At 65.5% G+C, this 26,326-nt stretch carries 26 protein-coding genes; 13 read left to right on the top strand and 13 right to left on the bottom strand.

The features are described from left to right. Positions 1-26 precede the first annotated feature (26 nt). The 4 genes from JI664_RS02135 to clpB all read right to left on the bottom strand — a co-directional run bounded on the left by JI664_RS02135 (position 27) and on the right by clpB (position 5,225). Positions 27-821: a DODA-type extradiol aromatic ring-opening family dioxygenase gene (locus JI664_RS02135; protein ID WP_207012041.1), complete on the bottom strand. Its 795-nt coding sequence runs from the start codon at positions 819-821 to the stop codon at positions 27-29. A gap of 56 nt (positions 822-877) precedes the next feature. Further along, positions 878-1,303 (bottom strand): DoxX family protein, encoded by a 426-nt coding sequence (locus tag JI664_RS02130; RefSeq protein ID WP_207012040.1) that lies wholly within the window; start codon positions 1,301-1,303, stop codon positions 878-880. Between the two features lie 120 nt (positions 1,304-1,423). Continuing rightward, entirely contained in the window at positions 1,424-2,335 is a 912-nt protein-coding gene (locus tag JI664_RS02125) for a LysR family transcriptional regulator (protein WP_207012039.1), read from the bottom strand. A gap of 277 nt (positions 2,336-2,612) precedes the next feature. After that, the gene (gene clpB / locus JI664_RS02120; RefSeq protein WP_207012038.1) at positions 2,613-5,225 is read right to left on the bottom strand and encodes an ATP-dependent chaperone ClpB; all 2,613 of its coding nucleotides are present in this window, start codon (positions 5,223-5,225) and stop codon (positions 2,613-2,615) included. Positions 5,226-5,396: 171 nt separating this feature from the next. Here clpB and JI664_RS02115 point away from each other — a divergent pair, with 171 nt between their 5' ends. The 10 genes from JI664_RS02115 to JI664_RS02070 all read left to right on the top strand — a co-directional run bounded on the left by JI664_RS02115 (position 5,397) and on the right by JI664_RS02070 (position 14,264). Next, entirely contained in the window at positions 5,397-5,684 is a 288-nt protein-coding gene (locus tag JI664_RS02115; RefSeq protein WP_207012037.1) for a PilZ domain-containing protein, read from the top strand. A 184-nt stretch (positions 5,685-5,868) separates the two neighbouring features. After that, the gene (locus JI664_RS02110; protein ID WP_207012036.1) at positions 5,869-6,426 is read left to right on the top strand and encodes a NifU family protein; all 558 of its coding nucleotides are present in this window, start codon (positions 5,869-5,871) and stop codon (positions 6,424-6,426) included. Beyond that, positions 6,416-7,015: a tRNA (adenosine(37)-N6)-threonylcarbamoyltransferase complex dimerization subunit type 1 TsaB gene (tsaB, locus tag JI664_RS02105; RefSeq protein WP_207012035.1), complete on the top strand. Its 600-nt coding sequence runs from the start codon at positions 6,416-6,418 to the stop codon at positions 7,013-7,015. The genes JI664_RS02110 and tsaB overlap by 11 nt, the downstream gene beginning before the upstream one ends. A gap of 165 nt (positions 7,016-7,180) precedes the next feature. Further along, positions 7,181-7,600: a GNAT family N-acetyltransferase gene (locus JI664_RS02100; protein ID WP_207012034.1), complete on the top strand. Its 420-nt coding sequence runs from the start codon at positions 7,181-7,183 to the stop codon at positions 7,598-7,600. Between the two features lie 183 nt (positions 7,601-7,783). Then, on the top strand, positions 7,784-8,779 hold the full coding sequence (locus JI664_RS02095; protein WP_207012033.1) for a BMP family lipoprotein: 996 nt from the start codon (positions 7,784-7,786) through the stop codon (positions 8,777-8,779). A gap of 12 nt (positions 8,780-8,791) precedes the next feature. After that, entirely contained in the window at positions 8,792-10,366 is a 1,575-nt protein-coding gene (locus tag JI664_RS02090; protein WP_286173763.1) for an ABC transporter ATP-binding protein, read from the top strand. Then, positions 10,363-11,460, top strand: coding sequence for an ABC transporter permease (locus tag JI664_RS02085; RefSeq protein ID WP_286173762.1), 1,098 nt, complete (start codon positions 10,363-10,365; stop codon positions 11,458-11,460). The genes JI664_RS02090 and JI664_RS02085 overlap by 4 nt, the downstream gene beginning before the upstream one ends. Position 11,461: 1 nt before the next feature. Continuing rightward, on the top strand, positions 11,462-12,427 hold the full coding sequence (locus JI664_RS02080) for an ABC transporter permease (RefSeq protein ID WP_207012032.1): 966 nt from the start codon (positions 11,462-11,464) through the stop codon (positions 12,425-12,427). A 122-nt stretch (positions 12,428-12,549) separates the two neighbouring features. After that, positions 12,550-13,470, top strand: coding sequence for a sulfite exporter TauE/SafE family protein (locus JI664_RS02075; protein WP_207012031.1), 921 nt, complete (start codon positions 12,550-12,552; stop codon positions 13,468-13,470). After that, entirely contained in the window at positions 13,470-14,264 is a 795-nt protein-coding gene (locus JI664_RS02070; RefSeq protein ID WP_207012030.1) for a TIGR02186 family protein, read from the top strand. The genes JI664_RS02075 and JI664_RS02070 overlap by 1 nt, the downstream gene beginning before the upstream one ends. Positions 14,265-14,353: 89 nt before the next feature. Here JI664_RS02070 and JI664_RS02065 read toward each other — a convergent pair whose 3' ends face one another. From JI664_RS02065 to thpR, 4 genes are all read right to left on the bottom strand, one after another. Continuing rightward, positions 14,354-14,494, bottom strand: coding sequence for an entericidin A/B family lipoprotein (locus tag JI664_RS02065; protein ID WP_207012029.1), 141 nt, complete (start codon positions 14,492-14,494; stop codon positions 14,354-14,356). A gap of 111 nt (positions 14,495-14,605) precedes the next feature. After that, positions 14,606-15,340 carry an SDR family oxidoreductase gene (locus tag JI664_RS02060; RefSeq protein WP_207012028.1) on the bottom strand — a complete coding sequence of 245 codons (735 nt, stop codon included), beginning with the start codon at positions 15,338-15,340 and terminating at the stop codon, positions 14,606-14,608. Between the two features lie 3 nt (positions 15,341-15,343). Continuing rightward, positions 15,344-15,580 (bottom strand): Lrp/AsnC ligand binding domain-containing protein, encoded by a 237-nt coding sequence (locus tag JI664_RS02055; RefSeq protein WP_207012027.1) that lies wholly within the window; start codon positions 15,578-15,580, stop codon positions 15,344-15,346. Between the two features lie 62 nt (positions 15,581-15,642). Then, a complete protein-coding gene (gene thpR / locus JI664_RS02050) occupies positions 15,643-16,185 on the bottom strand; it encodes an RNA 2',3'-cyclic phosphodiesterase (protein ID WP_286173787.1) in 543 nt (180 codons plus the stop codon). Between the two features lie 144 nt (positions 16,186-16,329). Between thpR and JI664_RS02045 the strand changes: the two genes are divergently transcribed. Continuing rightward, positions 16,330-16,701 (top strand): DUF6455 family protein, encoded by a 372-nt coding sequence (locus JI664_RS02045; protein WP_207012025.1) that lies wholly within the window; start codon positions 16,330-16,332, stop codon positions 16,699-16,701. Between the two features lie 62 nt (positions 16,702-16,763). Here the strand turns inward: JI664_RS02045 and JI664_RS02040 are convergent, their stop codons facing one another. From JI664_RS02040 to JI664_RS02030, 3 genes are all read right to left on the bottom strand, one after another. Beyond that, complete coding sequence (locus JI664_RS02040) at positions 16,764-18,413, bottom strand: BCCT family transporter (RefSeq protein WP_207012024.1); 1,650 nt, start codon at positions 18,411-18,413, stop codon at positions 16,764-16,766. Positions 18,414-18,557: 144 nt separating this feature from the next. Further along, positions 18,558-18,959, bottom strand: coding sequence for a universal stress protein (locus JI664_RS02035; RefSeq protein WP_207012023.1), 402 nt, complete (start codon positions 18,957-18,959; stop codon positions 18,558-18,560). A gap of 151 nt (positions 18,960-19,110) precedes the next feature. Next, positions 19,111-20,646 (bottom strand): ATP-dependent DNA helicase, encoded by a 1,536-nt coding sequence (locus JI664_RS02030; protein WP_207012022.1) that lies wholly within the window; start codon positions 20,644-20,646, stop codon positions 19,111-19,113. A gap of 156 nt (positions 20,647-20,802) precedes the next feature. Here JI664_RS02030 and JI664_RS02025 point away from each other — a divergent pair, with 156 nt between their 5' ends. Next, complete coding sequence (locus JI664_RS02025; RefSeq protein ID WP_349768670.1) at positions 20,803-21,606, top strand: HAD-IIB family hydrolase; 804 nt, start codon at positions 20,803-20,805, stop codon at positions 21,604-21,606. Beyond that, on the top strand, positions 21,599-22,834 hold the full coding sequence (locus tag JI664_RS02020) for a glycosyl transferase (protein WP_207012020.1): 1,236 nt from the start codon (positions 21,599-21,601) through the stop codon (positions 22,832-22,834). Before JI664_RS02025 ends, JI664_RS02020 begins: the two co-directional genes overlap by 8 nt. A gap of 6 nt (positions 22,835-22,840) precedes the next feature. On the opposite strand, the gene JI664_RS02015 is transcribed toward JI664_RS02020, so the two are convergent. Next, positions 22,841-24,553 (bottom strand): sugar phosphorylase, encoded by a 1,713-nt coding sequence (locus tag JI664_RS02015; RefSeq protein WP_349768669.1) that lies wholly within the window; start codon positions 24,551-24,553, stop codon positions 22,841-22,843. 211 nt (positions 24,554-24,764) lie between these two features. Continuing rightward, entirely contained in the window at positions 24,765-26,303 is a 1,539-nt protein-coding gene (gene xseA, locus JI664_RS02010; protein ID WP_207012019.1) for an exodeoxyribonuclease VII large subunit, read from the bottom strand. Positions 26,304-26,326: the final 23 nt, after the last annotated feature.

Genomic DNA, 26,326 nt, shown 5'->3' with positions numbered 1-26,326 from the left:
GTGTCTGCAGCAGGGGCCGGGGCCGGTCAGCCGAAGCGATAGCTCGACGCGGTGACACCGCCCATCAGGTCGACATCGTGGTAGATCCGCGTGGCGGGCTCGCCCTCAGCCGCACCCAGCGCCGCGAAAAGCGGCACGAAATGGTCTTCCTGCGCGTGGCAGGTGCGCGCATGGGGGGCGTCTTCCCAGTGCAACAGCGCCTCGGTCCGGGCCTCGGGCGCGCCGGCCAGCGTCTGGCCCAGCCAAGCATCGAACGCCTCGGACGGGACTTTGGCACCCGGGCCAAAGAGCCGCAGGTTGTGAAAGCTCAGCCCCGAACCCACGATCATCACGCCTTCGTCGCGCAGCGGTGCCAGCGCGCGACCCATCGCGAAATGCTCTTCGGGCGAATAAGTCTTGCGCAGCGACACCTGATATACCGGCATGTCGGCTTGCGGGTACATGACGTAGAGTGGCGCGAAGGTGCCGTGGTCGAAGCCCTGCTCGGTATCCAGCCGGGTGGGCAGGCCCGCGTCCTTAAGCAACGCCATCGTCCGTTGCGCCAGTTCGGGCGCGCCGGGGGCGGGATAGGTGATCTCGTAGGTTTCCTTGGGGAAGCCGTAATAATCGTAGACCATCGGCGGCTTCGGATTGGCCATCACGGCGAAGCTGTCGCCTTCCCAATGCCCGGAAATCGACAACACGGCCTTGGGCTTTTCGGGCAGCTCGGCGACCATCTGCTTGAGGCTGGCCTCGAGATTGTGGAACTGCGCGCGCATCTGCGGGATCCACGGCCACGGGCCGCCGCCATGCGAGATGAAATAGGTGGGAAGACGGGTCATCATCAGGCTCCTGTTGACGGAGAGGGCGGCGGGGGCGCCGCCCTCGGATCTTGCGCTCAGCTGCGGCGCAGCGCCCAGGCGCCGCCGCCCAGCAGCGCCTGCACCACCAGCGCGACGGTCCAGAACGCCGTGTATTCCCAGCCGCCGCCTTCGTTCGAGAAGAAGAAGCCGTTGGCGCCATGGCCGAAATACCCCGCGCCGATCATCAGCGGAATGAAGGCGAGCGACACCCAGCGGGTCCACAGGCCCGCGATCAGCGCAGCGCCGCCGACGATCTCGGCCGCGATGGTAACATAGCCAAGGAAGGCAGGCAGGCCGATCGCCGCGAAATATTGCGCGGTGCCGGCGGGGGTGAACACCGAGTACTTCATCCAGCCGTGCAGGATGAACAGAACGCCCATCGACACCCGCAGGATCAGGGCGGCGAGTTCGGCATTGTCGAGCCGGGTGGCGGAGGCGTTGGTCGCGGTCGTGGCAGTCATCGAAAGGGTCTCCAAAGTCTGGTTGCGGCGTCGTTGCGCCTTGTGACCCTCAGATGGCATGGCCTTGATCGGATTGTAATCCGACCGAAAGGCAAGTCATTCCTTCCATTTTGGAAGCTATCACGCCCCCACGGCGTTCGGCACCGGCAGCATCGGGTCATGCCGGCTGAAATCGTCGCCCAGATAGTCGATCAGCAGCCGCACCTTGCGGGGCAGGTGGCGTCCGGTGGGATACATCGCGAAGACACCGAGCGGCGCAGGTTCATAATCGGTCAGCAGCGGTCGGACGCGACCGGCGGCGATGCTGGGAAGCGCGGCGAATCCCGGCACGCGGGCGATGCCCAGCCCCTGTTCGGCGGCCAGAAGGCAGGCCAGCCCGTTGGAATAGCGCAGCCGCCCCGAAACGATCACGCTGCGGTCGGTGAAGCGCCAATGCGTCGGCTCGCGCAGATTTGTGTCGAGGATGCATTCGTGCCGCGCCAGCGCGTCGGGGCTTTCGACCGGACCATGCCGGGCAAGGTAATCGGGGCTGGCCAGCGTGATCACCCGCACCCGCCCCAGCTTGCGCGCGATCAGCGAGGAATCGGCGGGCGTGCCCACGCGGATCGCGGCGTCGAAGCCTTCATCCACCAGACTGACATAGCGGTCGGTGAACGAGACATCCATCTCGATCCCCGGATAGGCCAGCGCGAAGTCGTTGAGCGCCCGGGACAATTGCATCGTGCCCAGCGAGAGCGGCGCCGAGAGCCGCAGCTTCCCGCGCGGCGCTTCGCCCGCGTCGCGTAGCGTCTGGTCCAGCGCGTCGAGATCGCCGACGATGTTGCGGATCTGCGCGAAATAGGTTTGGCCCAGCTCGGTCGGCGCCAGCGCGCGGGTGGTGCGGTTCATCAGCCTTGTGCCCAGCTCGGCCTCAAGAGCGGAGACAAGTTTCGACGCCTGACCCGAGCTGGTGCCCAGCTTGCGCGCGGCGGCGGCGAAACTTCCGGTCTCCATGACCGCAATGAACATCCGATCGGCTGCGAGCCTATCCATTCCACAACTCCTGATACCGACACACTACGCTGGCATCGTGTCTAACATGCATGGCGACAGGCGACACCCGGCATCGCGCGATGCCGTTTTCAGAGCATCGTCATCACCTTGCTGGCCGGGAAGGTGGGGTTGCGTGGGCCGCAGGGGAGGGCGCGCAAGGCGGTTTTTCGGTTGACCTTGCGGAACCCGAGGGCGCCGGAAATCCCGGTGCGGGGCACCGCAGCCGAGCCACCACGGAAAAGGGCGCCGGTTTCCCGGCGCCCCTGTGATCGCGGGATCAGTGAACGACCTTCATGCGCGGCTCGTCATCATCGGCAAAACTCTCGCCGTTGATGATCAGCCCGGCCGGACCGGCCGAGACCGGGACCTCCGCGCCGTCCAAGACGGTGCCGCCCAGCAGCATCTCGGCCAGCGGATCCTGCAGATGACGCTGGATCACGCGCTTCAGTGGCCGGGCGCCATAGACCGGGTCGTAGCCCTTGTCGGCCAGCCACGTCATCGCCGCATCGTCCAGCGTCAGCGTGATTTTGCGCGATTCCAGACGTTTCAGCAGGCGCTTGAGCTGGATGCGGACGATGCCGTCCATATCCTCGCGCTTGAGGCGGTCGAAGATCACCGTCTCATCCAGCCGGTTCAGGAACTCGGGCCGGAAATGCGCGCGCACGGCGTCCATCACATGGGCCTTGGCCTCGGAGGCGTCGGTGCCATCGGGCAGCGTGCTGAGCGCCTGCGACCCCAGATTCGAGGTCAGGATGATCAGCGTCTGCTTGAAGTCCACCGTGCGGCCCTGACTGTCGGTCAGGACACCGTCGTCGAGAACCTGCAACAGCACGTTGAACACGTCCGGATGGGCCTTTTCCACCTCGTCGAACAGCACGACCTGATAGGGCCGGCGCCGCACGGCTTCGGTCAGGGCGCCGCCTTCGTCATAGCCGACATAGCCCGGAGGCGCGCCGATCAGGCGGGCGACAGAGTGTTTCTCCATGTATTCCGACATGTCGATCCGCACCATCGCCTGATCGTCATCGAACAGGAACTCGGCCACCGCCTTGGTCAGCTCGGTCTTGCCCACCCCGGTCGGGCCGAGGAACAGGAACGACCCCAGCGGGCGGTTTTCATCGTTCAGCCCCGCGCGCGCCCGGCGGACGGCATTCGCCACCGCGTGAACGGCGTGGTGCTGGCCGATGACCCGCTTGTGCAGACCGTCTTCCATGCGCAGAAGCTTCTCACGCTCGCCTTCCAGCATCTTGGTCGTCGGAATGCCGGTCCAGCGTTCGACCACCTCGGCGATCTCGTCAGGGCGCACGGCGTCGCCCACCAGCTTCTCGGCCTCACGCGCCTCGGCTTCGGCCAGCGCGCGCTCCAGCTCGGGGATCGTGCCGTATTGCAGCTCGCCCGCCTTGGCGAAATCGCCCACCCGCTTGGCGTGATCAAGATCGAGCCGGGATTTCTCCAGCTGCTCCTTGAGCCCCCGCGCGGCTTCGAGCGCATCGCGTTCGGCCTGCCAGGTCGACGTCATCTCGGCCGATTTCTGCTGCAAATCGGCGAGTTCGGCTTCCAGCTTGCCCAGACGCTCGCGGCTGGCCGCGTCGTCTTCCTTGCGCAGGGCTTCGACCTCGATCTGCTTTTGCAGGATGTCGCGGTCCAGCGCGTCCAGCTCTTCGGGCTTGCTGTCGATCTGCATCCGCAGGCGCGAGGCAGCCTCGTCCACAAGGTCGATAGCCTTGTCGGGCAGGAAGCGGTCGGTGATGTAGCGATGCGACAGCGTCGCCGCCGCAACCAGCGCCGAGTCCGAGATCCGCACGCCGTGGTGCAGTTCGTACTTTTCCTTGATGCCGCGCAGGATCGAGATCGTGTCCTCGACCGTGGGTTCGGCCACGAAAACCGGCTGGAACCGGCGGGCCAGAGCGGCGTCCTTTTCGACATGCTTGCGGTATTCATCGAGCGTGGTCGCGCCGATGCAATGCAGCTCGCCCCGCGCCAGCGCCGGTTTGATCAGGTTCGCGGCATCCATCGCGCCTTCGGATTTGCCCGCGCCCACAAGCGTGTGCATCTCGTCGATGAACAGCACGATTTCGCCCGCCGCGGCGGTGATCTCGTTCAGGACACCCTTCAGACGTTCCTCGAACTCGCCGCGATACTTCGCACCCGCAATCAGCGAGCCCATGTCCAGCGCCATCAGTGTCTTGTCGCGCAAAGATTCCGGCACGTCGCCGTTGACGATGCGCAGCGCCAAGCCCTCGGCAATCGCCGTTTTACCGACGCCGGGTTCCCCGATCAGAACCGGGTTGTTCTTCGAGCGGCGGCTGAGCACCTGCATGGCGCGGCGAATTTCTTCGTCGCGGCCGATGATCGGGTCGATCTTACCGTCTCGCGCGGCCTGGGTCAGGTCGCGGGCGTATTTCTTCAGCGCCTCGAAACTGTCTTCGGCATTCGCGCTGTCGGCGGTGCGGCCCTTGCGGATATCGTTGATCGCGGCATTCAGGGCCTGCGCGGTCACGGCACCGGTATCGAGCGCTTCCTTGGCGGGCGATTTCACCATCGCCAGCGCCATCAGCAGGCGTTCGACGGGCACATAGCTGTCGCCCGCTTTGTGCGCGAGTTTCTCGGCCTCGTCGAGGACGCGCACCAGCGCGCTGTCGGTGTAGACCTGACCCGCATCGCCGGAAATTTTGGCATGCTTGCCGACCGCGAGATCGGTCGCCTGCACGACGCGTTCGGGATTGCCCCCGGCGCGGCGGATGAGGTTTGACGCCATGCCCTGATCGTCGTCCATCAGGGCCTTCAGCAGATGTTCGGGGGTCAGCCGCTGATGCTGTTCGCGCGCGGCTATCGTGTTGGCGGCCTGGAGGAATCCACGCGCCCGTTCCGTGAACTTTTCAAGGTTCATCGCACTCTCCATATCAAAGCGCCCGGCTGTCGCGGAACGCCCTTTGCGGCGCGTTCCTCTTGCGGGCCTCAGATCCTAAATGGGGATCGGTTCGGACCAATCAAGAGCGCTGTTAACGGCACGGCAACCTCTTGATCGGAAACTGAAGAAAAAGCCATCGGGAGAACGAAGATGCCGAATCGCGCGCTGCGGCTGTCGACGCGGGCCTTCGTCCAGGTCCGGGCCCCCATGGGCGCGTTCGATGCCACGTTGGGAAATGTCTCGCCGGGCGGTGCCCGGCTTCTGGGGGTGCCCGACCGGATGCTGCGGATCAGCGACTGGGTTGCCATCCACGCGGCGGGCCTGAGCCTGAGCGCTGAAGTGCGCTGGCATTTCGACGATACCTGCGGGGTGATGTTCGAAGAGCCGCTGACCGACTATCATATCTCGCTGATCCTGGCCGCGCGGGGGCTGTATTAGGGCGGTATCGGGCAGCCGCCAGGCGGGGAATTGCGGCTGGCCCTGTGGTTGGCCGTCAAGGATACCCTGTGCGAGGGGCCTGGGCATGGGGCAGCGCATGCTTCGTCCCATCGTGTCGGCCATGGGCTGTTCCTTGACTTGCAGTTCGGTCATACGCATATCCCCGGTGAAACGGAGGCCCGCCATGTTCATCCAGACCGAATCCACCCCGAACCCCGCCACGCTGAAATTCCTGCCCGGACAAGACGTGCTCGGTCAGGGCACGGCCGATTTCCCCGATGCCGCCAGCGCCGCATCCTCGCCGCTGGCGCAGGCGATCTTCGCCGCGCCGGGCGTGACGGCCGTCTTTCTGGGCGCCGATTTTGTCACCGTCACCAAGGATGCCGGCGCCGACTGGTCGCATGTGAAGCCCTCGGTGCTGGGCGCGATCCTTGAGCATTTCCAGTCGGGCCGCCCGGCGATCGAAGGTGAAACCGAAGCCGCCCATGCCACGCAAGACGGCCCGGATGGCGAAGTTGTCGGCCAGATCAAAGAGTTGCTCGATACCCGCGTGCGTCCCGCCGTGGCGCAGGATGGCGGCGATATCACCTTCCACGGTTTCGACCGGGGCATCGTCTATCTGCACATGAAGGGCGCCTGCGCGGGCTGCCCCTCGTCGACGATGACGCTCAAGATGGGTATCGAGAACCTTCTGCGCCACTACATCCCCGAAGTGACCGAGGTTCGTCCGGTTGCCGTCTGACAAAGACCGGGCGGGGGTTGCGATCATCGCCTTCGATACGTCCGGCCCCTGGCTGAGCGGCGCGGTTCTGCAGGGCGGGCAAGTGCGCGCTCAGGCCGAGCAGGCGCTGCCCAAGGGGCAGGGCGAGGCGCTGATAGGATTTCTCGAAACGCTGCTGAATGAGGCGGGCCTTGGCTGGGCCGATCTCGACGCGCTGGGCGCTGGCACCGGGCCGGGTAACTTTACCGGCATCCGCATCACTACGTCGGCAGCCCGGGGCTTGGCGCTGGGGCTCGGTATCCCGGCCATCGGCGTCGACCGCTTCACCGCGCTGGCGCTCGACGGGCCGGACCTGCCGGTCGTGCTTCCGGCGATGCGCGGCGCCGTCTGGATCCGCGAGACGCCCGAGGCCACACCTGTACAATCGGACAGCCCACCCGCGTTTTACATCGGCGAGGGTGGAACGCCCCCCGCGCATCCGCTCGCCGTGGCGATTGCCCGGATCGCGGCCGCGCGGATGGATACGCCGCAGCCCCGGCCCGCACCCGCCTATCTCCGCGCGCCCGACGCGGCTCCGCCTTCGGAACGACCGCCGGCGCTTCTGGACTGAGCGCGCCGATCCCCGCAGGCGCTTTGCGCGGCGCGCAGCGCCGCGCCCGGTCGCACGAGGGCTGCGCGCCGGAGGCGTGCCGGACGAGGGTGAAACCGCTCCCCCGTTGCCTTTATCCGCGCGCCCCTCTAGGCGCCGCCCGCGCGACGCGGTAAGCCCGGCGCCATGACACCCGATCAGCTTGCCGCCCTTCATGCCCGCGCCTTCACCACACCCGCGCCGTGGCACGCGAGCGGCTTCGCGGCGCTTCTCGACAGCCCGTTTGTTTTCCTGACCGCCGATCCCGGGGGCCACAGCTTCGCGTTGGGCCGCGTCGTTGCAGGCGAGGCCGAGCTGCTGACCCTCGCCACCGATCCCGACCGGCGCCGGCAGGGACTGGCGCGCGCCCGGCTCGAGACCTTCGATGCCGAGGCCCGTGCGCGCGGCGCCGAAAGCGCGTTTCTCGAAGTGGCCGAGGACAACGCCCCCGCGCGCGCTCTCTACGGCGCCTGTGGCTGGACGGCGCAAGGGCGCAGGCCCGGCTATTACGTCGCGCCAACTGGCCAGAGCGTCGCGGCATTGATCCTTTGCAAGTCCTTCGCCTGAGATTTAACCTTGAGCTTACCAGACGATTCCCTGACTTGTCCGTTTGGTAAAATTCGCTTGACGGGCTGCAAGGACGTGGACCTAACTTGACCCCTGACCGGATTGATCCGCCGCGATCGGACGGATCAGCCGATAGACGGACCGCTACCGCGGCATGACGACCCAACTGGGAGAACAAATCATATGAAACTGACCCGCACATTTCTTGGCGCCACTGCCACCCTGGCGCTGACGGCAGGTGTCGCCTGGGCCGATCCGGCGCTGATCTACGATCTCGGCGGCAAGTTCGACCGCTCGTTCAACGAAGCCGCCTTCGGTGGTGCGCAGCGCTGGGCCGACGAAACCGGCGGCGAGTATCGCGACATCGAGATGCAGTCGGAAGCGCAGCGCGAACAGGCGATCCGCCGTTTCGCCGAAGCCGGCTACAACCCGGTCGTGATGACCGGCTTCTCGATGGCGACGCCGCTGGAAACCGTGGCCGCCGATTACCCCGACACCAACTTCGTCATCATCGACGGCGTGGTTGATCTGCCCAACGTCCGCTCGGTGATCTTCACCGAGCAGGAAGGCTCGTATCTGGTCGGCATGATGGCCGCCATGGCCTCGGAAACGGGCACCGTCAGCTTCGTCGGCGGTATGGACATCCCGCTCATCCGCCGCTTTGCCTGTGGCTATGCGCAGGGCGTCGTCGCGGCGAACCCGGAAGCCAACGTGATCGTCAACTACACCGGCACCACCCCCGCCGCGTGGAACGATCCGGTGCGCGGCGGTGAGATCACCTCGTCGCAGATCAGCCAGGGCTCGGACGTGGTCTTCGCCGCGGCTGGCGGTACCGGCGTGGGCGTGCTGCAGACCGCCGCCGATGCGGGCATCCTGTCGATCGGCGTCGACTCGAACCAGAACCACCTGCATCCGGGTCAGGTTCTGACCTCGATGGTCAAGCGCGTCGACAACGCCGTCTATGACGCGTTCACCGCCGGGGAAGATCTGGAAACCGGTCTGGTGGTGATGGATCTGGCTGCGGGTGGCGTGGGTTACGCGCTCGACGACAACAACGCCGATCTGGTGACCGCCGACATGCAGGAAGCGCTGGACGCGGCCACCGCCGCGATCGCGTCGGGCGAGACGGTTGTGCACGACTACATGTCGGACAACACCTGCCCTGTCTCGGTCGAGTAAGGCTGATTCAGGATGGTCGCTGACGTGACCGGCACCGGCATGGCGGGGGTAGCGGATGCTGCCCCCGCCATCGAGCTTCGCGGGATCTCGAAGGCCTTCGGCCCGGTCCAGGCGAATAAGGACATCAACATCCGGGTGCGCAAGGGCACCATTCACGGCATCATCGGTGAGAACGGCGCCGGGAAATCGACGCTGATGTCGATCCTGTACGGCTTTTACAAAGCTGATTCCGGCGAGATCCTGATCGACGGCAAGCCGACGCAGATTTCTGACAGCCAGGACGCGATCAGCGCCGGCATCGGCATGGTCTTCCAGCATTTCAAGCTGGTCGAGACCTTTACCGTGCTCGAGAATGTCATTCTCGGCGCCGAAGGCAATGCGCTGCTCAAGCCGTCCAAGGCCCGCGCGCGCAAATTGCTGACGCAGCTTGCCGAGGATTACGAGCTCAGCGTCGATCCCGATGCGGTGATCGAGGATCTGGGGGTGGGCAACCAGCAGCGTGTCGAGATTCTCAAGGCGCTGTACCGCGAGGCCAACATCCTGATCCTCGATGAGCCGACGGGTGTGCTGACGCCCGCCGAGGCCGATCACCTGTTCCGCATCCTTCACGGCCTGAAGGAACAGGGCAAGACGATCATCCTGATCACCCACAAGCTGCGCGAGATCATGGATGTGACCGACGAGGTCAGCGTGATGCGGCGCGGCGAAATGGTGGCGACGGTCAAGACCGCCGAAACCAGCCCGACCGAGCTGGCCGAGCTGATGGTCGGGCGCAAGGTTCTGCTCGACGTGAAAAAGGCCCCGGCGCAGCCCGGCGAGGTCGTCCTGTCGGCGCGCAACCTGAAAGTCGTGGACAAGCACGGCGTCGAAAAGCTGCGCGGCATCGATCTGGACATCCGCCGTGGCGAGATCCTTGGCATTGCGGGGGTCGCCGGGAACGGTCAGTCCGAGCTTCTGGAAGTGCTGGCGGGCATGATCCCCGGCACGGGCGAGGTCTCGCTTCTGGGTAAGTCGCTTGACCTGTCGCTCAGGCACGACGATGCGCGCACGCGGCGCGAGGATTCGGTTGGTCATGTGCATGAGGACCGCCATCGCTGCGGGCTCATTCTGGATTTCATGGCGTGGGAAAACATCGCCTTTGGCCATCACCACCGGCCCGAATACCAGAAGAACGCGCTGTTGATGGACAACCACGCGATCCTTGAGGACGCGAAGGGCAAGATCGAGCGTTTCGACGTGCGTCCGCCCAATCCTATGCTGACCGCCGAGAGCTTTTCGGGCGGCAACCAGCAGAAGATCGTTCTGGCGCGCGAGATCGAGCGCAATCCAGATCTGCTTCTGGTGGGCCAGCCCACGCGCGGCGTCGATATCGGCGCCATCGAGTTCATCCACAAACAGCTCATTGCGTTGCGCGATCAGGGCAAGGCGATCCTGCTCGTTTCGGTCGAGCTGGACGAGATCTTCGGCCTGTCCGACCGCATCGCGGTGATGTTCGATGGCCGGATCATGGGTGAGCGGGCGCCCGAGAATACCGACAGGCAAGAGCTTGGCCTGTTGATGGCCGGCGTGACGGGAGATGCGGCATGAGTTCGACACGGATGCCGAAATGGGCCGACGTCCTGCTCGTCCCGCTGTTCTCGCTGCTGATCGCTTTCGCGATCTCGGCGCTGGTGATCCTTGCCATCGGCGAAGACCCGGTCGAGGCGCTGGTCATCATGGTGCGCGGCTCGCTGGGCTCAACCTATGGCTGGGGCTACACGCTTTACTATACGACGAATTTCCTGCTGACCGGCCTTGCCGTGGCGATCGCCTTTCAGGCGCGGCTGTTCAATATCGGGGGCGAGGGGCAGGCGCTGATCGGCGGCCTTGGCGTCGCTCTGGTCTGTCTGTTCATCCCGTGGCCCAACTGGTGGACGGCGATGATCGCCGCGATCCTCGCCTCGGCCGCGTTCGGCGCGCTCTGGGCGGCGATCCCGGCCTTTCTGCAGGCCAAGCGGGGCAGCCATATCGTCATCACCACGATCATGTTCAATTTCATCGCCGCCTCGGTGATGAACTACATGCTCAGCCATGTTCTGCGCCCGCCGACCGCGATGGACCCGGCCACGGCGCGGTTCGACGACGTGCTGCGGCTGCCGCGTCTGCATGACATTCTTGGCCTTGTGGGGATCGAATTCTCGCGCTCGGGCCCGGCGAATATCATGCTGTTCGTGGCGCTCGTGTTCTGCGGGCTGGCCTATATGCTGATGTGGCGCACCCGGCTTGGCTTCGAGATCCGGGCGTTCGGGCAGTCGGAACCGGCGGCGCATTACGCCGGGATCTCGGGCGTCAAGATCATCATGGTCGCGATGCTGATCTCGGGCGCGCTGTCGGGTACGATGGCCGTCAACTCGGTCATGGGCGGGCCGCAGCGGCTGGTTCTGAACGCGGTCGAGGGCGCGGGCTTCATCGGCATCGCCGTGGCGCTGATGGGCCGGTCGCATCCGATCGGTATCATCGCACCGGCGCTGTTGTTCGGCTTCCTGTATCAGGGCGGCGGCGAGCTGGCGATCGAGACCACCATTCCGCGCGAGATGATCATCGTCATTCAGGCGCTGGTCATCATGTTCACGGGGGCCTTGGACAACATGGTCCGACAACCGCTGGAAGCGATCTTCCTGCGCATGCGGCGGAGGAGCTGACATGGATCTTGCAACCATCGTCCAGATCCTTGAATCGACGCTGCGGCTGGCGACGCCCCTGCTGTTCGCCTGTCTCGCCGGGCTGTTTTCCGAGCGCGCGGGCATCGTCGATATCGGTCTGGAAGGGAAACTGCTGATCGCGGCCTTCTTCTCGGCTGCAATCGCTTTTGTTACCGGCTCGGCATGGCTGGGCCTGTTGGCGGGGATCGCGGCCTCGGTCGTGTTCTCGCTCATCCACGGCATCGCGTCGATCACCTTCCGGGGCAATCAGCTGATCTCGGGCGTGGCGATCAACTTCCTTGCCTCGGGGATGAGCGTCGTCATCGCGCAAAGCTGGTTCCGGCAGGGCGGGCGCACGCCGTCGCTGATGGGCGAGGGGCGCTTCCCGCCGCTGCAACTGCCTTTCGCCGATGCGGTGGCGGATGTACCGGTGCTGGGGCCGCTCTACAGCCAGATCCTGTCGGGCAACTCGATCCTCGTCTTCGTGGGTCTGCTGGCGGTGCCGGCGACGTGGTGGGTGCTTTACCGCTCGCGCTTCGGGCTGCGGATGCGCGCGGTCGGAGAAAACCCGGCGGCGGTCGATACCGCGGGCATCTCGGTCGTGCGGCTGCGCTATTACGCCATCCTGATCGCGGGCGTTCTGTGCGGTATCGGCGGGTCCTATCTGTCGACCTCGCTTGCGGCGGGTTTCGTGCGCGAGATGTCGGCAGGCCGGGGCTATATCGCGCTGGCGGCGCTGATCTTCGCCAAGTGGCGGCCCTGGCAGGCGCTGTTCGCGGTGCTGCTGTTCGGCGCGCTCGAGGCGATCGCGAACCGCTGGCCGAACCTGGATCTGGGCTTCATCACGCTTCCCAACCAGTTCATGACGGCGCTGCCCTATATCCTGACGGTGATCATTCTGGCCGGTTTCGTCGGCAAGGCGATCCCGCCTCGCGCCGGCGGCGAACCCTACGTCAAGGAGCGCTGAGCGTCCTTCTCCCGCCCGCACATCATGCAGCGGGCGGGGGGTATAACAGATTTGTATTCGCGATACCTAAATTTCATGGAAAAGCCCCTGTTAAGGACAGGGGCTTTATCCTATTCAAAGCCATGTTGATCTACCTGCCCATTGCCGAGGTCTCGACGAACCTCTTTACCCTTCTGGGGGTTGGCGCGGGCGTGGGCATGCTGTCGGGCATGTTCGGGGTGGGCGGCGGCTTTCTGATCACCCCCCTGTTGTTCTTCATCGGCATCCCGCCCGCCGTGGCCGTCGCAACCGGAGCGAATCAGGTCGTGGCCTCGTCCATCTCCGGCGTGCTGGCGCATCTGCGGCGCAAGACCGTCGATCTGAAGATGGGAAGCGTGTTGCTGGCTGGCGGTCTCATCGGATCGTCGCTCGGGATCATCCTGTTTCGCTGGCTCAGCGCTCTGGGGCAGGTCGATCTGGCCGTGCAGCTCAGCTACGTGCTGTTTCTGGGCGTGGTCGGCGCGCTGATGCTGCAAGAAAGCCTGCGCGCGTGGTACCGCACCAAGAAGGCTGGCGCGAAGCGGCGAAAGCTGCACCAGCACACATGGGTGCACGCGCTGCCCTTCAAGATGAAATTCCGCGTCTCGGGCCTGTATATCAGCGTCATTCCCCCGATTCTGGTCGGTGCGGCGGTGGGCGTACTGTCGGCCGTGATGGGTGTGGGCGGCGGCTTCATCATGGTGCCGGCGATGATCTACCTGCTGGGGATGCCCACCAAGGTGGTCGTCGGCACGTCGCTGTTCCAGATCATCTTTACCACCGCCTACACGACGATCATGCATGCCGTGACCGGGCACAGCGTCGATATCATGCTGGCCACATTCCTGATCATGGGCGGTGTGATCGGCGCGCAGCTGGGCACGCAGATCGGGCTGCGGCTGAAGGCCGAGCAATTGCGCATCCTGCTGGCGCTTCTGGTGCTGATGGTCTGTATCAAGGTCGCGCTCGACCTGCTGATCCGCCCGGACGAGCTGTATTCGATCACCATCGCGGGGGGCCTGTGATGGCACGCGCGCTGCTGGCCGGATTGTTGTTGATGCTGGGCACACTGCCGCTGGGCGCGAGCGAAATCATCGGTGCGCTCAGCCAGAACCGGGTCTCGCTGACGGCGAATTTCTCGGGGTCCGAGATCCTGATCTTCGGCGCCATCCGCCGCAGTGCCGACGAGGTTCTGGCCGAGGCCGAGGCCGAAGCGGCGGGGCTTGAGGATTTCGACGTCGTTGTGGTGATCGAAGGCCCCCGCCAGCGGACCGAGGTCTGGCGCAAGGACCGGGTCGCAGGCATCTGGATGAACGTGGATTCGGTGCTGCTGGCCTCGGTGCCGTCCTTCTACGCGGTGGCGACCAGCGCGCCTCTTGAAGAGATCCTGACGCCCGAAGAAGACCAGACCTATCGCATTTCGCCCCGGCAGGCGATCCGCGCCGAGCAGGCGGGCGATGGCTCGCCCGAAGCGCTGCTGTTCGCCGAGGCGCTTCTGCGGATCCGCGAACGCTCGGCGCATTTCATGACGCTGGACCGCTTCGTCCATGTCGATGAAGGCATCCTGTTTCGCGCCAATGTCCGGCTTCCGGCCAATCTGACCGAGGGCGCCTATACGACACGGATGTATCTGGTTCAAAGCGGACAGGTGGTCAGCCAGTACCGCACGGCGATTTTCGTGCGCAAGGACGGGCTGGAGCGTTGGCTGTATGAGCTGGCCTATGAACAGCCCTTCGTCTACGGCGTTCTGGCGCTGGTCATCGCGCTGATCGCGGGCTGGGGCGCCTCGGCCGTGTTCCGGCTGATCCGGCAATCCTAAAACCTGACGGCTGTGCCGAACGACAAGCACCGGCCCGAAGGGGGCCGGCGCGGGTCGGTTGGTTATCGCTTAAAGCGCGGGAACGCCTGTTACAGATCGTTCTGGACCTGTTGCGCGCCGCTGCTGACGGCGTGGCCCGCGGATTGCAGGTCGCGGCCGGCGCCCTGAACGGTTTCGCAGGCCGACAGAAGCGCTGCGGCGACGATGAGAAGCGGGATTAGCGGTTTCATGGCGGTCACTCCGGGGAATTGTGTGAAGGGATAACCCGTCTCGGGGCCGTCCGGTTCCCGGCGCGGGCGGATTTGGTCGCCGCCCGTCGTCGTTTTATTCCGGCGCTGAGGTCAGCCCCGGCCCAGCCACGGCATGTTGGTGGCCATGATCGACAGGAAGGGGATGTTGGCGCCCTTGGGCTGGCTGGCCATGTGCAGCACGGCCTCGGCCACCTGCGGCAGGTCCATCATCGGCTCGGCGCGGACCGAACCGTCGGCCTGCGGCATGCCCTTGGCGATCTGCGCGGCCAGTTCGGTGCGCACATTGCCGATATCGATCTGTCCCGCCGCGATGTCGAAGGGGCGGCCATCCAGCGCCAGCGTCTTGGTCAGTCCCGTCACCGCGTGCTTGGTCGCGGTATAGGCGACTGAGCCCGGACGCGGCGCATGGGCGCTGACCGAGCCGTTGTTGATGATCCGCCCGCCCATTGGGTCCTGCCGCCGCATCTGGCCGAAAGCGGCGCGGGCGCACAGGAACATGCCGGTCAGGTTGACGTCGACCATGCCGCGCCAGTCGGCCACTGACATCTCGTCGATCAGCTGGCCGGGCAACATGCGGCCCGCATTGTTGAACAGCACATCGAGCCGCCCGAAACGCCGGGCGATGGCGTCAAAGGCCGACGCGACCGCGTCTTCGTCGGTGACGTCGCAGGGCAGGGGAAGGGCGGTCTGATGCTCGTCCGCAACCTCGGCCAGCGCATCGGCGCGACGGGCGAGCAGCGCGACCTCCCAGCCTTTGGACAGGAACAGTTCAGCCGTCGCGCGCCCGATCCCGGCGCTGGCGCCGGTGATGGCGATGACCGGCATCGCTCAGAACGCCTTGAAGGTCATGGTGGTGAGCGTGCGCACGATGTCGGGGACATCGAACAGCTTCTCGCTCAGGTAATGGCCGACATCGGCGTCGCCGGGGATGTAGATCTTGGCGATCAGGTCCCAGTCGCCCGAGGTCGAGAACAGCTCGGATACGATCTCGCGGTCGTAGATCGCGGTGGCGACCTCGTAGGTCTTGCCGGGCGTGCAGCGGAACTGGACGAAGACGCAATTCATGGGGGACTCCTGTGATTGGCCGCAGGTTAGGCCGGGCGGCGGGGTGGGCGCAAGCGGGTGGCTCAGCCCCCAAGCCGGTATTCCGCCAGCGGATCGTAGACCGGCCCGTCGGCGCGCAGGGTCGAGCGGTAGAGCACCAGCGTCTCGGCCAGCCACGGCTGTGACGTGACCTCGCCCAGCGCGCCTATCGCTCGGGCCAGCGTTTCGGGGCCGACCTCGTGCTTGCGCAGGCGGCCCAGCGTGATGTGGGGCACGAATTTGCGCGCCTTGACCGGGATCCCGGCCTCGCGCGCGGCGCGGCTGAGCTTGGTGTGCAGCGCGCTCATCCGTGCATCGGGCGCGACGCAGGCATGGACGGCGTCCGGCTCGTTGCCACCGAAACTGCCCAGCCCGTCGAGCCGCAAAAGTGGTGCCGCAAGGCGCATGGTTTCGATCGCGTGATGCAGATCTTCGAGCAGTGGCTCGGGCTGTTTGTCGAGAAAGACCAGCGTGATGTGAAAGTTCTCAAGCGGCACGGGCCGGGGCAGGGGCAGCCGGTGTTGCAGCGCGGACAGGCGCAGGCGGATGTCGTCGGGCACCGGCAGGGCGAGAAAGGCACGGATCATCGCCAAGGGCTATCCCCGGATTTGCGCCAGATCAAGGTATCGCGCGGCGCATCGGGGCAGGCTGCGGGCGAGGCAGAACAGGCAGGCAAAAGACCTGTGGGGCATCGCGTCACGGCCAAGGAGGGCCATCAAGGAGGAAGAACGATGATCGAGGGTTTCCTGCGCATGTTCCGGCTGAGCCGCGACCTGCACGACATCAAGGCGATGAGCGATGCCGATCTGGCGGATATGGGCGTGACCCGGACCGAGGCTCTGCAACTGGCTGCGCTGCCTGATGACGTGCCCGCCCGCGTGACCGAGATGGCGCGGCTGTTCGGCCTGACCTCGTCCGAACTGATGGCCGATCGCCGCGTCTGGCACGAGGTTCTGGGCCGCTGCAACGGCTGCACGGATCTGGGAACCTGTCATCGCTTCATGGCGCGCGAGGATCACGACGAGCCGGTCGATACCGCGACGCTGACCTTCTGCGCCAACCGCGCAGCCTTTGACGAACTGGCCCACGCGCTGGGGGCGTGAACGCAAACGGGGCGGCAGGTGATCCTGCCGCCCCGTCTTTTCATGGTGCCAGTGTCGGCGCGTTAGCCGCGCGGCTCGGCCATCAGGCCCTTGACCAGCGCCCAACACCCGAGCAGCAGCACGATGGCGAACGGGAAGCCCGTGGAAACCGCCATCGCCTGTAGCGCCACAAGGCCGCCACCGATCAGCAGTGCCGCCGCGACCAGCCCTTCGAACACGCACCAGAACACGCGCTGCGCGACCGGGGCGTCGACCTTGCCGCCGGCGGTGATCGTGTCGATCACCAGCGAACCGGAATCCGACGAGGTGACGAAGAACACGATGACCAGCACGATGCCGATGACCGACGTGACCTGCGCCAGCGGCAGTTCCGAGAGCATGCCGAACAGCGACAGTTCGGGCACGTAGTTCTCGATGACATAGCCGTAGACGGCGCTGTCCGTCGCATGCTCGATGATCTGTTCGATGGCGGTGCCGCCGAACGTGGTCATCCAGATCATCGACACCGCCGTCGGGATCAGCAGCACGCAGGTGATGAACTCACGCACGGTGCGGCCGCGGCTGACGCGGGCAATGAACATACCGACGAACGGCGACCAGCTGATCCACCACGCCCAGTAGAACGCGGTCCAGCCCTGACGGAAGCCGTCGTCTTCACGCCCGATCGGGTTCGACAGCGGGATCAGGTCGGCGAAATAGGCGCCGATATTGCTGAAGAACTGGCTGACCAGCGTCATCGTCGGACCGACGAAGATCACGAAGAGCAGCAGCACGGCAGCAAGGCCCATGTTGATCTCGGACAGCAGCTTCACGCCGCCGTCGAGCCCGCGCAGCACCGAGATCAGCGCGATCGCGGTGATGCCGGCTATCAGGAAGACCGAAACGGTGACCGTGTCGTTGATGCCGTCGACACCGAACACGAAGCCGATACCGGCCGAGGCCTGTTGCGCACCGAAGCCCAGCGACGTGGCCAGACCGAACAGCGTGGCCAGAACCGCGAGGATGTCGATGATATGGCCCGGCCAGCCCCAGATCCGCTCGCCGAAGATCGGGTAGAAGATCGAGCGCATGGTCAGCGGCAGGCCCTTGTTGAAGGCAAAGAGCGCCAGCGCCAGTGCGACCACGGCATACATTGCCCACGGGTGCAGGCCCCAGTGGTACATGGTCGACGCCATCGCCATCGAGCGCGCAGCCTCGACGGTCGCGGGATCGGCAAGCACGCCGTCCACGATGCCAAGGTCATTGCCCAGCGGCTGATCGCCCCACGGCGTGCCGAAGTAGTAAACAGGCTCGAGCACCCCGAAGAACATCAGGCCGATGCCCATGCCTGCGGCGAAGAGCATCGCGAACCAGCCGATATAGCCGTAATCGGGGGTGGCATCGACGCCGCCGATGCGGACCTTGCCCAGCGGCGAGACCAGAAGGCCAAGGCAGACGAGCACGAAGATGTTGCCCGCAATCAGGAAGAACCAGTCGAGCTTCGAGGTCAGAAAGCCCCGCATCGCCGAGAAAGCCGGTTCGACCTGCGTCTGGAAGGCCAGCGTGACGATCACGAAGGCCACAACCGTCAGTCCCGAGATCAGGAAGACCGGGTTGTGGATGTCCAGACCGAAAGGTTGAATGTTGTTCTGACCGATCTCGTAATCGGTGTCGATGATATCCGAAGGTCCCTCGGGAGCCGGGATCGCTTCGCTGTCAGTACTGTCTGACATGCATGATCTCCTGTTGTTTTGTATCATACGCCGCATACGGGATGCGGCCTGTTGCAAGGGAACGTCCTGTATTGAAGACGGGTCCGTGAGACGGGTCGTTTGGGTCGTTACGCGGGCCTTTTGGCGCGCGCTGGACGGGGGAAGTCAGCGAACGACGAAGACCGACACGCTGGTATGCGCGGCCAGCGAGCCGCCATGCGATCCCCAGAAAAAATCGGCGATGCCGGGCTTGTGCGACGCCATAACCACAAGGTCGGCGCCGGTATCGTCGATTGCCTTGAGCAGCGTCTTGTCCATGTCGATCGCCGGATCGTGCGCCGCGTAGCTCTTGGTCGAGCTGTTACCCGGGCGGCCCGCCGAGAAAGCTTCAAGCTTTTGGGCGAACTCTTTGGGATTGTGGGCGATCTTCGTGGGCATTTCGGCGGTGACCGAAACGTAGACGATCTCGGCGCCATAGGTCCGGGCGAGTTCCTCGCTGACGGTCAGGGCCTTTTCCAGTTGCTCAAGGTGCGTCAGGTCCACGGGGACCATGATCCTTGAAAACATGTTGTCCCTCCTTTTTGCCATGGTTGGGGCCAACTGCGGTCGAATGTCACAGCCGGCTCTTCCCATGGGTAACAAGTCCGTTAACCTTACCGAAACCCAAAAGCGACATGAATGCCCAAAAAAGTCGGTTTCAGAACACTGCTTTAGGGGGTTACGGTTCCTGGACCTGCAGGGTAAGGGGCGCCGCCGGTTGGGCCAGGTCATCGATTCGCAGGGGCCCGTCGGGCCGCGCCAGCCGGTTGCGCACGACCCAGTGAAGCCGGTGCTCGGCGCGGGTGATGGCGACATAGGCCAGCCGCTTCCACAGCGGAATGCCGGCTTCGTTGCGGCCCGCGCGCGCGGCCGCATAAAGATCGGGTGCGAAAACCTGCACGTCGCGCCACTGGCTGCCCTGCGCCTTGTGGATCGTCACCGCCGCCCCGTGCAGGAACGCAGCCCCCATCGTCGCGGCGAAGGGGATGAAGGGTTCTTCCTCGCCCTCGCGCTCGATCTTCACGATCGACGCCGCCGACAGGCGCGGTTCCTCGGCCCCCATCACATGCAAGCGCGAGAAGCCGGGTTTCGAGCCGGGGCCAAGATAGATGCACTGCGCGCCCTTGATCAGCCCGCGCGCTTCCAGATCGATCCGGCGCTTGCGGTGCTTGAGCGGCAGTTCCAGCCCATCGCAGATCAACGGCTCGCCCGGCAACAGCTCGGTCTCGGGCGCGCCATGGGCGGCGCGAAAGGCGTGGATCAGCCGGATCCGCGTGGCATTGCGCCAGACCAGCACCGGCGAACGCGCCATCAGCGCGCTTTCGACCCGCCCGGCCCAGACGACGCGGTCATCGCGCTGCGCGGCGTCTTCGATCATGCGCTCGAATTGCTCGAAACTCAGATCGGGATCGGCCAGCGCATGGGCGAGGTCCAGAATCGGGTTGTCATCGGCCTGCCGGTGAACGCGGTGCAGTTCCAGCTTCTGTTTTGCGGGCAGCGTGTCGAAGACCATTTCGCCCGACTGGCCCACTGGCGCCAGCTGCGCGGGATCACCGAACAGGACGAGGGTTTGGAAGATCTCCTGCAGATCTGCCATCTGCCGCGCATCCAGCATCGAGCTTTCGTCGACGAAACCGATATCCAGCGGATCTTCGCGCCGTTTCCAGCCCTTGATGAAATCCGATCCGCGCAGACCGGCTGCGGCCAGCGCGCCGGGGATCGACTTGACCGTCTCGTAGAACGCCTTGGCGCGGTCGAGGGCGGTTTCGGTCAGATCTTCGATCTCGGGCTTCGACGCGTTGCCTTCCAGCCATTCGGCGATCTTCTCGTATTCCGGGTCATAGACCGGGGTATAGAGAATGCGGTGGATCGTCGTCGCGGGCACGCCGCGATTGCGCAGGACGGACGCCGCCTTGTTGGTGGGGGCAAGGATGGCCAGCGTGCGCCGTTCCTTGCGCCGCTTGCCCTCGTAATCGCCGCTGACGGTTTCCACACCCGCCGCAGACAGCGCCTTGGTCAACTGGGCCAGCAGCATGGTTTTGCCCGACCCCGCCTTGCCCAGCACCGCCATCACCGCGCCGTCGCCATCGGGATCGGGGGGCATCAGGGTTTCGTCGGCCAGATCGACCCCGGCCTTGGACAGAAGCTCGGCCAGCGCATCCCAGGCGGCGGCCTGATCGTCGGAGAAAGTCAAGGCAGGAGAGGCGTTTGTCATGGCGCGACCCTAATCCAAGGGGCGGGGGGAAGGAAGCCTGCCGCGCAATCGCGCAGCTGCCTGCGGCGCGGGCAGGAACGGTGACGCAGGCGCCCCTTTGCCGTTCTGCGCTTCCCGCGCCCGCCGCCCGGCGATAGGCTGGCCTGCACAATCACGGTGGACCCTTTGAGATTCCTGATATTCACCGATCTGGACGGCACGCTGCTGGACCATCAGACCTACGATTACACGCCTGCACTGCCGATGCTGGCGCGGCTCAGGGCGATGGGGGCGGTGGTGGTTCTGGCCTCGTCCAAGACCGGGGCCGAAATCGCAGAATGGCAGGATCGGCTGGGACTGGGCGATTGCCCCGCCATCGTCGAAAACGGGGCCGCCTTGTATGACGGCAGCTTCGACGACCGCGATTACCGGCGCATCCGCGCGGTGCTGCAGACGCTGAACGCCCCCTTTCTGGGCTTCGGCGACATGGACGACGCGGGCGTCGCCGATGTCACCGGATTGTCGCCCGGGGCGGCCAGAAAGGCCCGGACACGTGCGCATTCCGAGCCGGGGTTGTGGCAGGGAACCGAAGCACAACTTGACGGGTTCCTGTCGGCGTTGGCCGAACACGGCATTCAGGCGCGGCGCGGCGGGCGGTTCCTGACGCTCAGTTTCGGCGGCACCAAGGCCGCACAGATGGAGGCTCTGATCGACCGCTATGCGCCCGAGGTGACGGTGGCTCTGGGCGATGCGCCCAACGATGCCGAGATGCTGGCGCGCGCCGATTACGGCATCGTCGTGCGCAACGATCACGGGCCGGGGCTGCCGCCTTTGCCGGGGGAAGACCGGGCGGCGGAAGACGGGCCGGGGAAAGAAAAGGGCCGGATCCTGCGCACGCGCGCCGAGGGTCCGGCGGGATGGACCGAAGGCATGGCCAGGCTTCTGGCGCGGCCGGAACTATCAGGAGCGGCGGATGGCTGACTTTCACCAGAACGGCAATATCGCCCAGTTTCACAACCTGCGCACGCGCTCGCTCGACGAGCTGGAGTACCGGCTGGCGACTTTCGCGCAGACACGCAAGATCAGCCTGATCCTGCCCTCGCTGTTCACGGAACTCGAAGGTCCGGCGCTGCAGAACATCCTCGATGAGCTGTCTAAGGTGAAATACCTGCACCGCATCATCATCGGCCTCGATGCCGCCAGCGAAGAGCAGTTTCGCCATGCGCGTCAATTCTTCGCCCGCCTGCCGCAAAACCACGTCGTGATCTGGAATGACGGGCCGCGCATGAAGGCGCTGATGGAGCGGCTTGAGCCGCACGGGCTGGGCCCGATCGAGCCGGGGAAGGGGCGCAATGTCTGGACCTGCATCGGCTATCTGATCGCCTGCGCCGACAGCGCCGTGATGGCGATCCATGATTGCGACATCGTCACCTACAAGCGCGAGATGCTGTCGCGGCTGGTCTTCCCGGTGGCGCATCCGGCCTTTCCCTATCAGATGTCCAAGGGCTTCTACCCGCGCATCGGCAATAACCGTCTGGGCGGGCGGGTCACGCGCAACCTTGTCAGCCCGCTGCTGATTTCCCTGAAGAAAGTGCTGGGGGACAGCGAATATATCGATTACCTGCGCGCCTTCCGCTATCCGCTATCGGGCGAATTCGCGATGCGCACCGCGTCGCTGCCCGATCTGCGGATGCCCTCGGACTGGGGGCTGGAGATCGGGGTTCTGTCGGAAGCCTGGCGCAATCTGGGGCCGCGCGCGGTCTGTCAGGTGGAAATCGCCGATGTCTACGATCACAAGCATCAGGACCTGTCGGCGGCGGATTCGGTGACCGGGCTGAACCGCATGTCGCTGGATATCTGCAAGGCGATCTTCCGCAAGCTGGCGGCGGACGGGAAGGTGCTGTCGCCCAACATCTTCCGGACGCTCAAGGCCACTTATTACCGCCGCGCGCTGGATTTGCTGGAAACCTATTCGCACGACGCGCAGATGAACGGGCTGGATTTCGACCGTCCGGCCGAGGAACGTTCGATCCAGCTTTTTGCCGAGAACATCGTTCAGGCCGGGCAGATCTTTCTGGAGAACCCGCAGGAACTGCCCTTCATTCCGAACTGGAACCTCGTCCACGCCGCCGATCCGGCATTCCTGAGCGATTTCCGCACCGCCGTCGCTGCCGACATGGCCGACAGCGAGCCGGACCGCGCGGTCTGAGCGGGCTCAACCGGCGTCGTTGGTGATCCAGCGGACCTGATAGGGGGCCATCGGGATCATGCCATCGGCGTCGATGGGCTCGCCCGAGAGCAGGTCGTACCATTCCTCGTCGTCGATGAGGTTGAGCGCATAGGCGTCCAGCTCGACCGCTTCGGCCGAGACGTTGTGCAGCGCGAAGATGGATTGCCGCCGATCCAGCGACTGACGCCAGACGCCCAGAAGCTGGTCATCAAGCTGCAGCGTCAACTGCGTGGCATTGGGATGAAACGCGGCCTGCCGCGCGCGGATCTTCAGCCGCCGCGTCAATTCGCCCAGCACCCGCGCCTGATCGCTTTCGGGATCGGCCAGCCGGTCTTGCAGCGCGGGATAATGCCAGCGGTGGCGGTTGATCGCCCGGTTCATGCCGCGCCGGGTCACGGCCTCGTGGTCGTTGGGCGTGCCGATCATCGAATGCAGGTAAAAAGCGGGCATCCCCTCAAGCGACATGACGATGCTTTGCGAACACAGGAACCGTTCGATCCTGAGCGCCGTCTCGCCGCCGAAGGTCTTGGTCATCGCATCGTAATAGGCGCAGTTGATCTCGTAGACCGATTGCCCACCACCCGCGAGGGCGCGCATCGACACAAGGCCGCCGACCTCTTCCACCGTGTCGATGATCTGCGCGATCTCTTCGGCGGGCAGGATGCCTTCGACCGGGCGCATCCCGATCCCGTCATGCGAGGCGGTGAAGTTGAAATACGCACAACCCAGCGGCGCGGGCGGCATTGAGCGCAGCCAGCGCCGCAGGTAGCGCACATTGCCCGACAGAAGCGCATGCAGCACCAGAGGCGGCAGCGGGAAGTTATAGACCATATGCGCTTCGTCCCGGCGCCCGAAATAGGACAGGTTCTCGGTCTTGGGGACGTTGGTTTCGGTCAGCAGGATGACCTTCTCCTGCGCAAAATCGGCCAGCACCCGCATCAGTTTGACGATCGCATGGGTCTGCGGCAGGTGGATCGAGGGCGAACCGATTTCCTTCCACACGAAGGCCACCGCATCCAGCCGGATCGTGCGCACGCCCTGATCGATATGGAAGCGCAGGATGCGGAGGATCTCCAGCAGCACCTCGGGGTTGTGGAAATCCAGATCGACCTGATCGTGGCTGAAGGTGCACCAGACATGGCGCGGGCCGGTCGCGGTCTCGACCTCGCGCAGCAGGGGCGTGGTGCGGGGGCGGACGACGTCGGACAGATCGTCCTCGGGCGAGGCTTCCTTGAAGAACCGGTCATAGGGCGCCTTGCCCTGCAGGTAGTCGTTGAACCACGTGCCCTGACTGCTGACATGGTTCAGCACCATGTCCGACATCAGGTGGAAATCCTTGCCGATCCGGCGGATGTCACTCCAGTCGCCCAGCGAGGCATCGACCTTGTAATAGTCCGTGACCGCGAAGCCGTCATCGGAGGTATAGGGAAAGAACGGCAGGATATGCACGCCGTTGACCGCGCCGCTCAGATTCCGTTCGAGGAAATCGTGCAGCAGGTCCAGCGGCTTGTGGCTGCCATCCGAGATCGTGTTGCCATAGGTGATGACCATGGCGTCGGCTTCGGACCACAGGTTGTTCGACGGGCGGCGCGGACGCTGGCGACGGGGATGCCCCTCGGGCCAGAAAGCGGCGATCACGTCACGGGTGAGCGCGCCGGCATCGTGATCGGGATAGATCTGCGCGAGCAGGGTGTACACGCGCGTGCGCAGGCTGGTGGCGGCGGCTTTGGGAATGGGGTCTCTCCCGGTCCTGAACGGCTTGGGACGAGTGTAACGTCTTGACGACAAGGGTAAAGGGGCGCGCGCCCGGGGCAGGGCCCGGTGCCGCTTCGATGGGCATTCGCGCTGAGAGTTCGGGCATTTTGCGGATCAGGGGCGCCCGCGCGAGGGGGATCGCGCCGGCGCAGCCTCAGAACAGCGAGCCCTGGCTCGGCGGTTTCGGGCGTCCCGTCTGCGCCTCGGCCTCGGCCGTCCGCGCGCGCGGTTTCTTCGGCTTCGGTGCATCGCCCACCGGCAGGGCTTCGAACCGGCCATCGCGCATCTCGACGGTGATCTGCGGCAGTGCGCGGGCGGTTTCGGCGCTGGTCAACGGCGCACCCTCGGCCCCCCGGATTACCGCAAAGCCCCGCGCCAGCGTCTGTTCGTAGCTGAGCGACCGGTGCATCCGGTCGAGCGCTTTCAGCGCCTCGGCGGCATCGCGGGCGTGGCGGGTCACGGCAGCCCGCGCGCGCTGGGCAAAGCGCGGGGTCGTCAGCCGCTCGGATTTGCGCGCGACGCTTTGCGTCAGCGCGGGGGCAAGGCGGCTTGCGGATTGCTCCAGCCGCTCGCCGCGTTGGTCAAGCTTGGCGCGCAGCGCGCCGGGGCGCAAGCCCGCGCCCGCGCGGTTGAGCTCAAGCGCCTTGCGCTGCGCAAGCGCCCGCAAAGAGCCCGCGAACCGGTCCGAGGCCCGGTCGAGCCGCTGCACCGGCGTAGCGATCAGCGCATCCGGGCGGGGCAGGGCGCGCGCAAGGTCGCGCAGGCGCTGCGCGCGCTGCTGGGTGGCATGGGTGCCCGCGCGGTGCAGCCGCGCGCCCAGATTGGCCACATGCGCCATCAGGTCGGCGCGCACCGGCACCGCCAGTTCCGCCGCCGCGGTGGGCGTGGGCGCGCGCAGATCGGCGGCATGGTCGATCAGCGTGGTATCCGTCTCGTGCCCCACAGCCGAGATCAGCGGAATATCCGATGCGGCGGCGGCGCGCACCACGGCCTCGTCGTTGAAACCCCACAGATCCTCGATCGAGCCCCCACCGCGCGCGACGATCAGCACATCGGGGCGCGGCACGGGGCCGCCGGGCTTGAGCGCGTTGAATCCCTCGATGGCGCGGACCACATCCGCCGGGCAACGCTCGCCCTGAACGGCGACCGGCCAGACGATGACCCGGCGCGGGAAACGGTCGGCCAGCCGGTGCAGGATGTCGCGGATCACCGCCCCCGAGGGCGAGGTGATGACACCGATCACCTGCGGCAGAAAGGGAACCGGGCGCTTGCGGCCGGTATCGAACAGCCCCTCGGCGGCCAGCTTCTTGCGGCGCGCTTCCAGCATTGCCATCAGCGCGCCCGCGCCCGCCGGTTCGACATTCTCGACCTGAAGCTGGTACTTGGATTGCGGCGCATAGGTGGTCAGCCGCCCGGTGGCGATGACCTCCATCCCTTCCTCGGGCCGCACCGCCATGCGCGCGACCTGCCCCTTCCACGAAACCGAGGCGATCACCGCACGGTCGTCTTTCAGGTCGAAGTACATGTGACCCGTGCGCGCCAGAACCACGCGTCCGACCTCGCCACGCACCCGGATGCGGCCGAATTCGTCTTCCAGCGTGCGCTTCACCTTGCCCGACAGCTCGGACACGGTGAAATCATGCGCGTTTGAGGCACCGCCCGGGGTCGGTTCTTCGTCGTCGATCAGATCCATGCGGGCAATCTAGCGCGCCATAG

Source organism: Rhodobacter sp. NTK016B, assembly GCF_017303295.1.
Lineage (GTDB): Bacteria > Pseudomonadota > Alphaproteobacteria > Rhodobacterales > Rhodobacteraceae > Pararhodobacter.
Note: the sequence above shows the minus strand (reverse complement) of the source record. Positions and strands in the feature narration are given on the sequence as shown.